A 16,458-nucleotide genomic window follows, 5' to 3' on the forward strand; every position below is an offset into this window, starting at 1 on the left:
GTTACTTCAGGTCGTCAACATAACCCAGGCTGCGCAGTGCACGTTCATCATCTGCCCAGCCGGCTTTGACTTTCACCCACAGTTCGAGGTGAACACGGGCATCAAACAGGCGTTCCATATCAATACGGGATTCCGTTCCGATAGTTTTGATACGGCTGCCTTTGTTGCCGATAACCATTTTTTTCTGGCCTTCGCGTTCAACGAGGATCAGACCATTGATCTGAAATACACCGTTGTCCTGCACAACAAACTGTTCGATTTCCACTGTTACCGAATACGGCAGCTCATCGCCGAGGAAACGCATCAGTTTTTCACGGATGATTTCAGAGGCCATAAAGCGCTGTGAACGGTCAGTAATGTAATCTTCCGGGAAATGGAACGGTGCCTGCGGAATGTGCTGACGCACGATTTTCGCGATGGTATCAACGTTCATTTTCTTCTCGGCACTCAGTGGCACCACGTCGAGGAAATCCATCTGCTGACTGAGGAACGCAATATGCGGCAGCAGTTTGGTTTTATCTTCCACGTTATCCACTTTGTTGATAGCAAGCAGAACCGGGCAGCGCAGCGAGCGGACTTTATTCAGTACCATCTCATCATCCGGCGTCCAGTTAGTGCCTTCAACCATAAAAATCACCAGCTCAACATCACCGATGGAGCTGCTGGCCGCACGGTTCATCAGGCGGTTGATTGCCCGTTTTTCCTCAATATGCAGCCCCGGGGTATCCACATAAATAATCTGGTAATTATCCTGTGTATCGATCCCCATAATGCGGTGCCGCGTGGTCTGCGGTTTCCGCGAGGTAATAGAAACTTTCTGTCCCAGTAACTGGTTCAGTAAGGTGGATTTGCCCACATTGGGACGTCCGACTATCGCGACAAAGCCGCAATAGGTGTTTTCTTCGCTCATTCAAGCTCCAACAAAATTAATGCTTGTTCCGCCGCGGCCTGTTCGGCTTTCCGGCGGCTGGAACCGGTTCCTTTTACCGGCTGTTCAACACCGCTGATTTGGCAGTGAATGGTGAACTCCTGATCGTGAGCTTCACCTTTTACCTGAACAACCAGGTAGTTCGGCAGAGGCAGATGCCGCCCCTGAAGGTATTCCTGTAACCGGGTTTTCGGGTCTTTTTGTTTATCCCCGGGCGAGATCTCGTTCAGTCTGGATTCGTACCAGCTGAGGATAATCCGCTCAATTGTCTGAATATCACTGTCGAGAAAAATCCCGCCAATCAGGGCTTCGACGGTGTCCGCAAGGATCGATTCACGGCGGCTGCCGCCGCTTTTCAGTTCCCCCGGCCCCAGGCGCAGACATTCGCCGAGGTTAAATTCGCGGGCCAGTTCCGCCAGGGTATTTCCGCGCACCAGTGTGGCGCGCATCCGGCTCATATCCCCTTCATCCACTTTCGGAAAGCGGTGATATAAATCATTGGCAATAACAAAACTTAAAATAGAATCGCCGAGAAACTCCAGGCGTTCATTATGTTTGCTGCTGGCACTGCGGTGAGTGAGTGCCTGCATTAATAAGTCCTGACGGGTAAAAGTATAGCCGAGTTTTCGCTGCAGCTGGTTTATCACTATCGGGTTCATGTGCGACCAAAAATTAGGATGTTTATAAAACGCACACGCAACAGACCTGTAGCCGCGAAAACCGCGATACAAAACTGTTGCGTTTGCACTGGCCCCCCGCTACCGGGGAGCCAATCATTTTGCCGGGCATATTCTACACTGTGATTACATGTAATGCTCAGCAAATTCTGTTTTTTCTATTCTATCCGTCCGAAACGGCTCAGGCGCAGACCGGTAGGCCATTCGCCTTCCTGTTTTTCAAGGCTTAACCAGATAAAGCTGGCACGGCCGACCAGGTTTTGTTCAGGCACAAATCCCCAGACACGGCTGTCCGAACTGTTATCACGGTTATCACCCATCATAAAGTAATGCCCTTCCGGCACTATCCAGGTGTACTCCGGTAATCCCGGCTGACGGAACAGACGCTGCCCTCTGATGCTGTCCGGTGTGATTTCCGGTACGGTCAGAATATGGTGTGCAACCGGTCCCAGGTTTTCAATCCGTTCCGCCTGACGGCGGTAACCGACTTCCATATCATCCTCGATCGGGAACTGATGTGCGCCACCGCTCATAAAGGAGCCGCCCAGCGGTGATTTCTCCCAGCGGATAGCCCACTCGCTTTCATATTCCTGACCATAGGTGACCGGCAGGGTTTCACAACTGCTCTGGTCTTTGGTACAGCCCGGATAGACCTGTAATTCTTTGGCATACGGGTCATACACCACTTTATCACCCGGCAGACCAATCACACGTTTGACATAATCGACACGCGGATCATCCGGATATTTAAATACCGCTATATCCCCGCGCTTCGGCTCCCCGGTTTTAATCAGGGTGGTCTGCGTGATCGGGTCTTTTAACCCGTACGCGTATTTCTCCACCAGCATAAAATCGCCGATTAACAGTGTCGGCATCATGGAGCCGGACGGGATCTGGAACGGCTCATAGATAAATGAGCGTACAATCAGAACAATCGCCAGTACAGGGAACAGGGATGCTGTACCTTCCACCCAGCCCGGTTTAGCCACAGTTTCAGCCAGATGAGCCTGATCCATGGTTCCTTCGGTCAGCTCTGCCATGCGCGCCAGTTTTTTCTTACGGGCCGGCTGAATTTTAAATTTATTCACCGCCCAGATAATCCCGGTAACCAATGTTGCCAGGGTCAGGATCAGCGCAAAGGTGTTCGCCATTATGTCTCCTTACAACCTGCTGAATGTTTAATCTTTGCCGACATGGAGAATGGCTAAAAACGCTTCCTGCGGTAACTCAACGTTACCAACCTGCTTCATGCGTTTCTTACCGTCTTTCTGTTTCTGCAACAGCTTTTTCTTACGGCTGACGTCACCGCCGTAGCATTTCGCCAGGACGTTTTTACGCAGCTGTTTCACTGTTGAACGCGCAATAATATGCATACCGATGGCAGCCTGGATCGCGATATCAAACTGCTGACGCGGGATCAGATCTTTCATCTTCTCGACCAGTTCGCGGCCGCGGTACATGGAATTATCACGGTGTGTAATCAGAGCCAGTGCGTCAACCCGCTCGCTGTTGATAAGGATATCAACACGCACCATGTCAGAAGCCTGGAAACGTTTAAAGTTGTAATCCAGTGATGCATAACCGCGTGAGGTGGATTTCAGGCGATCGAAGAAATCGAGCACCACTTCCGCCATCGGGATTTCATAGGTCAGAGCAACCTGATTACCGTGATAGACCATGTTGGTCTGCACACCGCGTTTCTCAATACACAGTGTAATCACGTTACCGAGATACTGCTGCGGCAGCAGCATATGACATTCCGCAATCGGCTCACGCAGCTCTTCAATATTGTTGAGCGGCGGCAGCTTGGACGGGCTGTCGACATACACGATTTCGCCGCCGGTGGTTTCCACTTCATAGACAACCGTCGGCGCGGTGGTGATCAGATCGAGATCATATTCACGCTCCAGACGCTCCTGGATAATCTCCATATGCAGAAGACCGAGGAAGCCGCAGCGGAAACCGAAGCCCAGCGCGGTGGAGCTTTCCGGTTCGTAGAATAATGAGGCATCGTTGAGGCTGAGTTTACCCAGCGCATCACGGAACGCTTCATAGTCATCAGAACTGACCGGGAACAGACCCGCATACACCTGCGGCTTCACTTTTTTAAAGCCCGGCAATGCTTTTTCGGCAGGCTGACGGGCCCCCGTCAGGGTATCCCCGACCGGCGCTCCGAGAATATCTTTAATGGCACAGACCACCCAGCCGGCTTCACCGCATCTGAGGACATCTTTATCCACCTGTTTCGGTGTGAAAATCCCCAGACGGTCAGCGTTATACACCTGGCCGGTGCTCATCACTTTGATTTTATCGCCTTTGCGCAATGTGCCGTTTTTAATCCGGATCAGAGACACAACGCCTAAATAGTTATCAAACCAGGAGTCAATAATCAGTGCCTGTAACGGCGCATCAGGATCACCTTCCGGCGGCGGAATATCGCGTACCAGGCGTTCGATCACATCGTTGACGCCCACACCGGTTTTCGCCGAACAGCGCACTGCATCGGCCGCTTCAATCCCGACGATATCTTCAATCTCTTCCGCCACCCGCTCCGGGTCGGCGGCAGGCAGGTCAATTTTGTTGAGAACCGGAACAACTTCCAGGTTCATTTCCATCGCCGTATAGCAGTTCGCCAGAGTCTGCGCTTCCACGCCCTGACCGGCATCAACCACCAGCAACGCGCCTTCACACGCCGCCAGTGAACGGGAAACCTCATAAGAGAAGTCAACGTGGCCCGGGGTATCGATAAAATTAAGCTGGTACGTTTCACCATTCTGCGCGGTGTAATCCAGCGTTACGCTCTGTGCTTTGATGGTAATGCCGCGTTCGCGTTCCAGGTCCATTGAGTCCAGAACCTGTGCGGCCATTTCACGGTCGGATAAGCCGCCGCAAATCTGAATAATGCGATCAGATAAGGTCGATTTGCCATGATCGATATGAGCAATAATGGAAAAATTTCGGATATGGTTGATTTTCAAGATAAAATTCTTCTTTGCAATGCCCTATAAAACTAGCTTTGGACACCTGTAAGGACTCAAAGCCAACACTCTATATTGCTGGTTAACAGACTTATTGCCAGCATTCTACATGCTACAGACACTCAACTCAAAGAAACGTTCATTTTGCGGGGAAAAAACCCGTTTCCCTATTAACCGGCCAATCATTCTGCACCGGATGTAGTCATCCGAATCCGTTAAACCAACCACCTGATTATATAAATATAATTGCATTTATAAATATTAATGATGATTAAATCAAAAATATCAATCCACAAATATGATTAACAATCAAATAATTAAGGTGTTCATCAAAAAATAAGCATCTTATGATAACCCGTTTATTTGACTAAAGGATCATTGACGATAATGATTACTTATAGTGCTTTTTACTTATCAGGTCGGTTTGGCTTAGCCACAAATAGACATATAAAGTAAATCATAAGAATATTTAACCATGTAAATCACTTACATCAGATACTTTAACATTTATGAGGCAATCATTAATGGAGAAAATAACCAGAGTCCTTGAAAAGCTGAATCAGGGACGTACCGACCAGCCTCTCACCCTGGCCGATTTTATGCCACTTTCCCTTGCTGAAATCCGTAATACGCGTCAGCTTTCACGGGATGAAGCACGGTTACTGTACCGTGCAGCGCAAAAAGAAAAACAAAACAACCTGCTCTATACCGCACAGGCACTGACCCGCGCCAACCCGCTGCTGCGCAACGAGATGGGCCGGGCCCGTTATCACGGTGCCATGCCTTATAGCTATGATGATATGATTGTGCCGCGTGCCGATGAGTTTGCCGCCCCGGGCGCTGTCTCTTCCATGTTTTCCCCGGCCGGTTATTTGACCGAGCTGTACCGTGAAGCCCGGGGACTGCATCCAAAAGACAGTGACCATAATCTGGATAAGCGCCGTCCGGACCTGGCAAAACTGGTGCTCTCTCAGGACAATCTGGATAACGAAATCTCTGCTCTGTCACTGGCGAATGAGCAGCTGGAAACGGCGCTGATGACACAAGCCGCCCAGACAGACAAAAGCAAATACTATGACGCACTGTCAGCGTCCTGCAACAGTGGTGTAACGCCGTATAACCTGCCGTTTGAGGGAATGCATAACGCCCTGGCGCAGCGGAATTTTGTTCTGCCGGATAATATTCTCAGTACCCCTGGGAAGTTTGCCATACTGGCGGCATACGACGCCGGTATCTCACCAAATCTGTATGCAATACTGAAAGAAGAGACGGAGTCATTAGCCGGTTCCGATCTGAAAAAATCTCTGAAAAAAAACTTCCCGATGATTAAGATTAAAGACCTTATGACACTGGATGCGCTGGCCAATTATTATGAGCTTCCGGCAGATGAAATTCAGGCCCTTATTGCCGCCGAAATAACAGGCCTGTTATCAACACCGGATATGTATGACGACGATTATAAACTGGTAATACCGGCAATAAGCACCGGCGGAAAAATGACATTCAGTGAACTGGCCAAAACACCGGATGATAAAAAACAGGCAACCTATATTGATTTAATTCCGCAGGGTGGTAATCAGTTTTTAGTTAATTTTAGTGTAACGGAAACCCTGAAAGACGCGACGCATTTTAGTATAGGCTATAATGAATCGTTTAATAATCTGGCAGATAAAAAGGGGTTTGTTCCTCTGGCCGGGGAGCACTACAGTATCCCCGTCACACTGGATGCTAAGCTTTTAGAAGCAAAAACCAAAATCGGAATCACCAGAAAAAAACCTGAACCAGCCAGCGACGGGAACTATTACACCTCAACCACCTTCACCATCCGTCCCGATGCGAAACCGGGTACATGGCTCCTCAGACTCAATAAAACACTGCGTCTGGCAAAAGTCAGCGGTATGACCCCACGCGAAACACAACATGCATTAATCCATGTAAAAAATAATTCAGACGAATACGAATTACGCCGTTTCACCGAAACGCTGCTTTACCGTAAACGTTACAGTATTGATACTGAAACAGCATTAATGCTGTGTAACGCCGGTATCAGCAAAGTCCGCTATGACGGGCAGCTCAGCCATTTTGACCGTCTGTTTAATAATCCGCCGCTGAATGGTGTAACTTACACTTTAGGTGGTGATGATATTCCGATGGAACCGGATACCAAAGACCCGCGTCGTGAAGTCCTGAAACGCGCTTTCCGGGTAGATAATACCGGTTTGTGGCAACTATTTGTTATCACAAATCGTAAAAACAAATCCAAAGCTATCGAAAACAAGACAGAAAAACTTCGTGGCCTGTTATTTGTTCGTCTGCTGGCGGATGTGCACAACCTGACAGTAACACAACTGGATGCCCTGCTGCAGATTTCCCCTTACAGTTCAATGGACGTTTACAATTTAGATGGCAAAATACGCCAGAAAATGCTCTCTTTTCTGTCCCGGATCACTCAATGGCTGAATACACAAAATATCACGGCTGAACAACTGATGCTGCTGCTGAACAAAAATTCTCCGGCGGTGCCGACCAAAGAGATGCAGGTCCTGCTGGATCTCCTGCGTAACGGTGGTATTGACCAAACCAATACAGAAACACTGTATACCACCATGGCACCGGTGATTACTGCGGCTATGCAACTGGACGTCACGGAATCAGGGGGAGCACTGCTGCGCTAGCTGGATAAAAATCATCCCGCAGAGATACCCGCCACCACCGAGGCCTGGAAGTTTATTATCAACAAATCGCCGTCTGATGACGAAAAGAAAAAACTGGCGGCCTGGTGTCAGGCACTGGCACAGCGTGCATTGGTAATTCGCACCTTTGCACTCAGTAATGCCGAACTTCAGACATTGTCACAAGGTGCAGCGGCCGACACCATTACTGACCTGTATAACATCTGTGATTTCCATAACCTGATTAACCGCTGCGGTGAACAGGCCGGTACGGTACTGGATGCACTGCAAAACAAGACACTGACAGTTAAAATTCTGGCACAGGCACTGAATCTGTCAGAAAATGTGATTACTCAGGCACTGACACAGACCGGACAAAAACCGGAACTGACCACATGGCCACAGCTGGCCACATTGCCGCCACGGCTGGATTTGGCAGATACCCTGCATATCACCCCGCAAGATATCACCACTCTGCTGACAGTGTCTGAGAATGCGAAAGCTTCTTATGCAGATCTCTCCGCACTGACAGGATTGTTACAGGCCGGTCTGAACGAACAACAGACCAGACAACTGCAAAATCAGGCTGAACCGCGCCGCAATGAAGCCCTCAGCGGGGAGTACCGCTCTTTGGTCATGAACAATCCGGTGGCAAACCGTGATGATATCTGGCGTAATCTGCTGGTGGACGGAAAAGTCAGTGCTGAAATCACCACCACCCTGCTGGCGGATGCCATCGCCGGTATTCAGCTCTATATTAACCGCACCATTGCCGGTGATGAGCCGGGTGCAGACAGTGACGCTCTTGAGCGTCAGTTCTTTAAAGACTGGGATGCCTGTAATAAACGCTACAGTACCTGGGCGGGTGTGTCTCAGTTAGTCTATTACCCTGAAAACTTCGTTGACCCGACCCTCCGTATCGGTCAGACCGGAATGATGAACACCATGCTGGAGCAGCTTTCACAAAGTGAACTCAGCAAAGATACGCTGGAAAACGGCTTCCGCCAGTACCTGACCGCCTTTGAGCAGGTCGCTAATCTGAAAGTGGTCAGCGGTTATCATGATACGGTTAATATTAATCAGGGTAACACCTGGTTTATCGGTACCAGCCAGACTGAGCCGAAAAAATATTACTGGCGTAAAGCGGATCACAGTAAATGTCAGAACGGCCGTTTTGCCGCCAATGCCTGGAGTGACTGGAAAGAAATTACCTGTGCGGTGAATCCGTACGGGGATATGGTGCGTCCGGTAATTTTCCATTCACGTCTTTATCTGTTATGGATTGAAAAACAAGTACAGAAAGATAACACCAGTAAAGATACGGCATCTTTTACTCTGAAGCTGACACATATTAAATATGACGGCAGTTGGGCTTCGCCGTTCAGTTATCATGTGACTGATGACTTCATAACCGGCGGAGAAAAAAATGGTCTGTACTGTGCCGCCAACCAGGAAGATAACTCACTGCTTATTGCCTGCTATAAAAAAATAACAGAAAATAACACAGTACCGGACGGAGTCTTCGGATTCAATATTCTTCCGGATATGAGCCAAGAAAAAGAAAAAGAAGACGATATAAAAAATATATTAAATAAAATTTCCTATCAATTAGATACAAAAACTACCGTCAGAGTAAATACCCTTCTGAGTAGTAAATTCGCTTACGAATTTACCCTGGGATCACAAGACGGAAATCGGACACTGAATCTTACCCTATCCCCTGGTGACTATTTCATCAGGAATGAAAATAATAAAAACACACTAATATTGAATCCTGATGCGTATATTACCATCGATCCCAATAAAACATTTGATTATATTCCCGAACCTGTGCGGAGAAGATTTATTAGTAAAGTCAGAATTACTGGTGCTACAATTTACAAACCGGAATCAATGGAAATAAAGCCTAACGGTGATAAAATGTCCGGCTCTATTAACAAGCTTGCCGTAGCTGGTATCAAGCCAAAAGAATCGGCAAGTGAGATGGCCCTTTCCATCTGTAATCTTACGCCGGAAGTTGATGTCATTATTCTGACAAGTAACACAACAAAACGGAGTTTCACTCTGGGTCTAAACGAAAAATCAGGGTCATGTTTTATATTTAATAGTACGCTTGAAAAAGAATTAGCGACGAATAGTGAAAACTATGCTATTTATACTGACGCACCAAATACAGGTACACTCCTCCTGGGCGCCATGAAAGCTCAGGCCAAACCTATCCATGAAAATAATATCGAAATTACGTTTAAACTCAAGGAAAGTGAATTAAAAAAAATAAACGGTCATGACGCCGGAATCACCCCTCCGGATTACCCGCTTAATTCAGAAAAAAGACTGAAATTCCCGTTTGGAGAACAGAAAATAGATCTTCCCGACAATACAGATGTTAATAATCTGGAGATCACAGTAACAGTTAGTTTCAAAAATACAGATGTTCTTGCAGCTACTGCCACTTATAAGTTGGTTATAAAGAATGCTGTTTTAGATTCAAGATCCATATCCCTGTACACCACGCCGGAGGGCGCTCAATATATGGAATGGGATGGTTACCGTACTCGGTTAAACACTCTCTTCACCCGCCAGTTAATTGAGCGTGCCAATAACGGAATTGACGCAATATTATCTCCTGAAACCCAGTATCTGCCTGAACCGAAACCGGGACAGGGCACCTATGTCATACTGACACTGAACCCGTATGACACGGCTATCCATGGCACTGACCGAGCATTTACGATTTATTACAGCAATGTTGCCACGGGTTCCGGCAAATTTTCTGTTTACAGTGGCTCACTCAGTATTGCCGGTAATACGGAAGTAAAATTATTTATTCCGCTGATTAAAAACGCCGCGAATCAGTCTGCTGATACGAAGTCGGATACTTTATATCTTAATGCGAAATACCAGACAGGAGCAACAAACCAGATCTGTCTGTACCGCACCGAGGCTGATAAAAATAATCCTGAAGGCTGGACATTGGATAAAAGCGTTAACAAGGGCACCTTCGCCGGCCTGGCTGAAGACGGGGTCTCCGGTTTATTACAATCCGGTGAACCGATGGATTTCAGCGGTGCCAATGCCCTCTATTTCTGGGAATTGTTCTATTACACCCCGATGATGGTAGCAACGCGTCTGTTGCAGGAGCAAAACTTTACCGAGGCTGACCACTGGTTAAGCTATATCTGGTGTCCTGCCACAAATGAAGCCGATGACTGGCGGGTACGTCCGCTGAAAGAAGACACGTCCTGGAACGCCGACCCGCTGGATTCGGTTGATCCCGATGCGGTCGCCCAGAATGATCCGATGCATTACAAAGTCAGCACCCTGATGAAATTACTGGATTTGCTGATTGCCCGTGGTGACAAAGCTTACCGCATACCGGAACGCGATACCCTCAATGAAGCGAAAATGTGGTATATGCAGGCTCTGGGGCTGCTCGGAGATAAACCTGTCAGCATTCTCAGCAATGGTTGGGAAAATCCGTCACTAAGTGATGCAGCAGATAAAACTAAGGAAAAACAGTTACATGACAAAATCAGTCGTATCCGCAGCGGCAACCTGCTGCCGGATGCCCGCACTGCCAATACCCTGACCGGATTGTTCCGGCCGCAGCAAAACGAAAAACTGCTCGGCTACTGGCAAACGCTGGAAATGCGCCTGTTTAATCTGCGCAATAATCTCTCCATTGATGGTCAGCCATTATCTTTGCCAATCTTTGCCGCACCGGCAGACCCCGCCGCACTGCTCAGTGCCGCCGCCGCAGCATCCGGAGGCAGCAAATCTTTACCGTCTGCTGACATCCCGGCAATGCGCTTCCCGCAGGCACTGGAAAGTGCCCGCTCGCTGACCGGGCAGCTGATGCAGTTCGGTTCCACCCTCCAGGGGCTGATTGAGCGCCGGGATGCGGAAGCGATGAGTGAACTGCTGCAAAACCAGGCCGGTGAACTGATACTCTCTTCCCTGCGGATGCAGGAACAGACTCTCACCGAACTGGATGCCGAGAAGAAAACACTGGAACAGAGCCGGGCCGGGGCACAATCCCGCGTTGACAGCTACCGCGTCCTGTATGATGAAAATGTCAGTGCGGAAGAAAAACGGACCATGGATCTGTATTTATCTTCTTCTGTACTGAGTACATCCGTTGACGCACTGAATATGGCTGCCGCCGTTGCCGATATGGCACCGAACATCTTCGGCGCGGCCACGGGGGGCAGCCGCTGGGGCGGTGTCCCGAACGCAATTGGTTCAGGTATGAGCCTGGCGGCGTCTGCCACCAAAACTACTGCCGATAACATCAGCCAGTCTGAAGCATGGCGCCGCCGTCGTCAGGAATGGGAAATCCAGAAAAATAATGCCGAATCTGAAGTAAAACAGATTGATGCACAACTGGAAGCCCTGGCTGTCCGCCGTACCGCAACAGAAATGCAGTACAAACATCTGGAGCTCCAGCAGGCACAGACTCAGACACAACTGGAGTTAATGCAGCGTCAATTCAGCAATAAAGCACTTTATAGCTGGCTGCACGGCCGTCTGGCATCCATCTATTACCGCTTCTACGACCTGACAGCAGCCCGCTGCATGATGGCGGAAAAAGCTTACGCATGGCAAACCAACGATACTGCAACCCGCTATATCAAGCCGGGCGCATGGCAGAGCAATAACGCCGGGCTGATGGCCGGGGAATCTTTGCTGCTGAACCTGGCAGAGATGGAACAGGCATGGCTGAAACGGGATAGTCGCTCACTGGAGGTCACCCGTACTGTTTCTCTGGCAGAAGTGTACCGTACTGACAATGTGACTCTGGCAGAGAAAATTGCTGACCTCCTGAAAGGTAGTGGCAGCGGGAATACACCAGCGTCAACCGGGCTTTCAATGACGGAGGATAAACAACTGCATGCCGCGTTCAACCTGCAAAAACTGGGTATTAAGGCAGACTATCCTGTCAGCCTGGGCAATACACGCCGTATCAAACAAATCAGTGTAACCTTACCGGCGCTGATTGGTCCGTATCAGGATATGCGTGCTATATTCAGTTACGGCGGCAGCTCGTTGCCGGCCGGCTGCAGAGCCATTGCTCTATCCCACGGTATTAATGATGACGGCCAGTTCCGGCTTGATTTCAATGACGGCTACTGGCTGCCGTTTGAAGGTATTCCGGTGGATGATGATAACAGCCTGACCCTGAGCTTCCCGGACGCAATCGGTGAGAAGCAGAAACCACTGCTGCTCAGCCTGACCGATATCATCATCCATATCCGTTACACCATTTGTTAACTTTTATCCTGACGACAAGCTGCGGGCATCCGATTGTCACCAATAAAAACAACCCGCAGTGATAAATAACAGCCGGTCATTCAGGCTGTTATTTTTCTGTGTACAAAAAAAATGCCGGTCAAATCATGACCGGCATACTTTATAGCGGGGGAGCAGGATAAATCAGGATTCACACATATCAATACTGAGCTCTGACGGCGGCAGGCCGATTTGCAGTATGACCGGCTCATAATCCGCTGTACCGCTCCAGTGGCGGGCAATTTTACGCGCCAGCAGGAACCCGGCTGCACCGCCGAGAATCCCCCCGGCGAGAACCGCAGACTGACTATCTGCCAGCGCCTGTACCAGACCCGCACCGGCAAATAATCCCAGAAGCGGCGTCAGATATACCAGCATCGCTGAACGCAGCAGACTGCCTTCCGGGATACCGACTTCCACTTTCTGACCGGTTACCAGCGGTTCGCTGACCGGAATTTCGAGCTGGTGCTCTGCTTCCGGTCCCAGTTTATTCAGCAGATAAGAGCCGCATGCTGCCCGGGCTTTACAACTTCCGCATCCGGCAGACGAGCCGTAACGCAGCACCGCGCGCCCGTTCTGCCAGCGCACCACGGTTGCCCACTCTTTGACCATATTAACCTCCGCTGAATGTCACACCATCTGCTATCTGCCGGGCAGTTGCCGGCGGCAGTTCGCCGAAGACGGTGATCTCATTATCACCTTTACGTATGGTGTACAGCGTACGCGAACCCTGACGCATTGTCTGTTGATTTTCTGGTGTCTTCACCGCTTTGGCGACATTCACTGAAAAAGAGAACAGACCGTCACTGAACATGACGGTTTCAACCCATTCCTGTTCGCCCACCTGACGGCGGTTACGGGTCATCTCTTTAAACCCGTTCGGGAGACGCATCACATCCCAGTCAAATTTGACCTTTTCCGGCTGCGGGATAGCCAGTACCGGCGGCATCGTGACAGACTGTATGGCTTTCAGCGCCTCAGTCACACTACCGTTATCCACGGAAGCGGACACCACACGGAACTGCTCAAGTGAGACATTATTCTGATCCAGCAGATCCACCTGCAATGGCAGGCCGGTTTCTTCATCCGCGACCACAATATAATTGTAACGTGAATTATCTTTCGAGGTGATACGCACCACCCGGCCCGGGTGATCACCGATATGAATCCGCCCGACATCAATAAAATTGTAATAGGCTTTCAGGGCATTGAAGTCTGCGAAAATAATCGACGGCAGATAATCAACAATGTGATTACCACTCAGGCTGAATGAATCCAGCCCCGGCTCATAATAGCTGATTTCCTGACCACGCTGGACGATTTCCCGCCGGGAGCTGTCCATCTGCATAATCTGCGCGACAGGCTGACCATCCATAACCGCATAGCGGTAACGGACAGGTGTGATACCTTTCGGGGAAATGGTAATAAAAGAGAGTTCATAACTGAGAGTGCGGGAAGCGTTACCCATATTCTGCAGCAACGCCTCAGCACTTTGTTGTGCTGAGGCGGGTGCTGCGAGTAACAGGCTGCCCGTCAGAAAAGCAACGGATAACCAGATTCGTTTCATTACTACTGCTGTGGTTGTGAAGACACGCGACCCTGTTCCGGGGTGGCTGTCTGTTTAACTTCAGGCTGACCATCCGTGTGTACACGGCGATCCAGTTCATACTGCTGGAAAATCGCATTCAGGCGCGCACCGCGTTCCTGATCAAAGCGGGTCTGCGGGGCAAGACCGGCACCATTTTTCAGATCCAGACTGACAGGAGATGCACTACCCATAAACGGTACGGTATTAAATGCGGACGCATCACCGTTTACCACGCTCTCAGTGCCGTCCGTATTATAGTGCTGAACACCGACAATCACGGCCAGTGACACACAGGCTGCCATACCGACCTGAGTCAGCTGACTTGCCCACGGACGCAGTTTTGCCACAAATCCGTAATCACGCCATGTTTTCGGTTCAGGCTGGGACTCAGGGACCGCCTGAGGTGCGATATAAACCGGCTCCTGCGCCAGTGCTTCAGCTACCCGTGACGCAATATCAAAATGCATGACGTCCGGCAGGTCGCCGCGCATCGTATCACGGATAAGATGATAACCGGCCCACTCTGCCTGCAGATCTGCATCCTGTGTCAGTGCGGTAACCAGTTCACTGTCAAGAGTTTCTCCGTCCATCAGTGCGGAAAGTGTCTCTTTTTGCATGCCTACGTTCCCTTCAGTGTGATTTAAGTGCTCACTGATTTTGTATCAGTGGCTGAACTTTATTATCGATGGCTTCACGTGCGCGGAAGATACGGGAACGAACCGTACCGACCGGGCAGTCCATAATCTCAGCTATTTCTTCATAGCTCAGACCATCGAGCTCACGCAATGTAATCGCCGTTTTCAAATCCTCGGGTAAGGAATCGATCGTGCGGAAAACCACCGCTCTTAATTCTTCAGACAACATTAAGTTCTCAGGGTTCGAAATTTCTTTTAACGCCCCTGAGGATTCAAAATTCTCAGCATCCCCGGCATCCACATCACTGGATGGCGGACGGCGCCCCTGAGCAACCAGGTAATTCTTTGCTGTATTGACCGCAATACGGTACAGCCAGGTATAAAATGCACTGTCACCGCGAAACGACCCGACTGCGCGGTAAGCCTTGATAAAGGATTCCTGCGCCACATCCGGAACATCACTCTGCGGAACATAGCGGGATACCAGGCTCGCCACTTTGTGCTGATAACGAACCACCAGCATATTAAAGGCTTTCTGATCCCCTTTCTGTACCCGATCAACCAGCATTTGATCCGTTAACTGCTCGCTCATTCGCAGTGTTATCTCCCGAAGCTCAGCTTCACCATTCTCTTTCCTGTTTCGCTTCACTTCATGATGAGCAAGCGATACTTTGAGTCAGCTAAAATAGCGAAGTTCATTTTTCTTTTAAAAAAATTACAAAAAAGGATCCTTTTTGTGATCCTTATTACACATTTTGCGGATAATTCCTGCGTAATTACACGCAGACCATTTTTCCGGCGATTAACGTTACAGATTACCACGTTTTTACCGGCAATCCCTCTGATAATCACGGAAAATTGCCTCAGGACAGTGTAAAAATCCTGTAAAATCTGCTTTTGACTGAAAAAACACCGTCATAACCATGACCATGGCACGATTCAGTATTTCAGATAAAAACCGGTAATAAATGATTTAAAATCAGCACTGTAATTTCCCTCCTCCGTTTTAATACTCATTGCTCTGTGCTGCGCACTGCACGGACGGCGGGATAACGCGATTAATATCCGGTGAAAAGGGGTATCCGGTTTATCTGATACCGCAATCTGTGTATGCAGAAACCAGTTCTGCTCACCGGCGGCAACGATAAAATCCTGCCCGGTGGTGTACGGCAGCACCACACAAAGCAAACCATCCGGCGTGATAAGCTGTGCCGCATGTTGCAGCAACTGAGGGTGATCCAGTGACGTGGTATAGCGGGCGGTTTCCCGGGCACTGTCACGGCAGGCAACCGCCGGGGCGAAATACGGCGGATTGCTGACAATAAGATCATAACGCCCCTCCGGGCCGGTACGGATAAACTCACCGATATCCTGATGAAACACGCGCATCCGCGCTTCCCACGGTGATGCCAGGAAGTTCTCCGCGGCCTGAGCCGCGGCGTCAGCATCGATATCCACCGCATCAATCCGCGTATCCGGCTGCGAACGCTGTGCCAGCATCAGCGCCACCAGCCCGCTGCCGGTACCGATATCCAGAATATGGCGGGCGTTTTCGCACGGTGCCCAGCCGCCGAGCAGCACCCCGTCGGTTCCGACTTTCATGGCGCAGCGGTCGTGGGCCACAAAAAATTGTTTGCAGGCAAAACCACGTCGGCGGGCGGGCTGTTTTTCGTTTGTCATCATCACTGAAC

The 16,458-nt window shown here is 49.6% G+C and carries 11 protein-coding genes; 2 read left to right on the forward strand and 9 right to left on the reverse strand.

Annotated elements, in window-relative coordinates; genetic code table 11:
- Nucleotide 1: 1 nt before the first annotated feature.
- From era to lepA, 4 genes are all read right to left on the reverse strand, one after another.
- Nucleotides 2-910: a GTPase Era gene (gene era / locus R5268_RS02205; protein WP_046892566.1), complete on the reverse strand. Its 909-nt coding sequence runs from the start codon at nt 908-910 to the stop codon at nt 2-4.
- Nucleotides 907-1,587 (reverse strand): ribonuclease III, encoded by a 681-nt coding sequence (gene rnc / locus R5268_RS02210; RefSeq protein WP_004236985.1) that lies wholly within the window; start codon nt 1,585-1,587, stop codon nt 907-909. Before rnc ends, era begins: the two co-directional genes overlap by 4 nt.
- A 176-nt stretch (nt 1,588-1,763) precedes the next feature.
- Nucleotides 1,764-2,756, reverse strand: coding sequence for a signal peptidase I (gene lepB / locus R5268_RS02215; protein ID WP_107678331.1), 993 nt, complete (start codon nt 2,754-2,756; stop codon nt 1,764-1,766).
- A 27-nt stretch (nt 2,757-2,783) separates the two neighbouring features.
- Nucleotides 2,784-4,577, reverse strand: coding sequence for a translation elongation factor 4 (gene lepA / locus R5268_RS02220; RefSeq protein ID WP_230061361.1), 1,794 nt, complete (start codon nt 4,575-4,577; stop codon nt 2,784-2,786).
- 530 nt (nt 4,578-5,107) lie between these two features.
- Between lepA and R5268_RS02225 the strand changes: the two genes are divergently transcribed.
- Both R5268_RS02225 and R5268_RS02230 read left to right on the forward strand, forming a co-directional pair.
- Nucleotides 5,108-7,258 (forward strand): Tc toxin subunit A, encoded by a 2,151-nt coding sequence (locus R5268_RS02225; protein ID WP_317418763.1) that lies wholly within the window; start codon nt 5,108-5,110, stop codon nt 7,256-7,258.
- Nucleotides 7,259-7,387: 129 nt separating this feature from the next.
- Entirely contained in the window at nt 7,388-12,526 is a 5,139-nt protein-coding gene (locus R5268_RS02230; protein WP_317418762.1) for a neuraminidase-like domain-containing protein, read from the forward strand.
- A 162-nt stretch (nt 12,527-12,688) separates the two neighbouring features.
- Here R5268_RS02230 and rseC read toward each other — a convergent pair whose 3' ends face one another.
- From rseC to R5268_RS02255, 5 genes are all read right to left on the reverse strand, one after another.
- A complete protein-coding gene (gene rseC / locus R5268_RS02235) occupies nt 12,689-13,156 on the reverse strand; it encodes a SoxR-reducing system protein RseC (RefSeq protein WP_317418761.1) in 468 nt (155 codons plus the stop codon).
- A gap of 1 nt (nt 13,157) precedes the next feature.
- The gene (rseB, locus tag R5268_RS02240) at nt 13,158-14,111 is read right to left on the reverse strand and encodes a sigma-E factor regulatory protein RseB (protein ID WP_182104971.1); all 954 of its coding nucleotides are present in this window, start codon (nt 14,109-14,111) and stop codon (nt 13,158-13,160) included.
- 2 nt (nt 14,112-14,113) lie between these two features.
- A complete protein-coding gene (rseA, locus tag R5268_RS02245; RefSeq protein WP_052927269.1) occupies nt 14,114-14,749 on the reverse strand; it encodes an anti-sigma-E factor RseA in 636 nt (211 codons plus the stop codon).
- Nucleotides 14,750-14,780: 31 nt separating this feature from the next.
- Nucleotides 14,781-15,359: an RNA polymerase sigma factor RpoE gene (rpoE, locus tag R5268_RS02250; RefSeq protein WP_004236997.1), complete on the reverse strand. Its 579-nt coding sequence runs from the start codon at nt 15,357-15,359 to the stop codon at nt 14,781-14,783.
- A gap of 347 nt (nt 15,360-15,706) precedes the next feature.
- Nucleotides 15,707-16,450 (reverse strand): tRNA1(Val) (adenine(37)-N6)-methyltransferase, encoded by a 744-nt coding sequence (locus R5268_RS02255; protein WP_317418760.1) that lies wholly within the window; start codon nt 16,448-16,450, stop codon nt 15,707-15,709.
- Between the last annotated feature and the right edge of the window lie 8 nt (nt 16,451-16,458).

Origin of the sequence: Morganella sp. BCCO 40_0007 (assembly GCF_032989665.1) — a bacterium.
GTDB lineage: Bacteria > Pseudomonadota > Gammaproteobacteria > Enterobacterales > Enterobacteriaceae > Morganella > Morganella sibonii.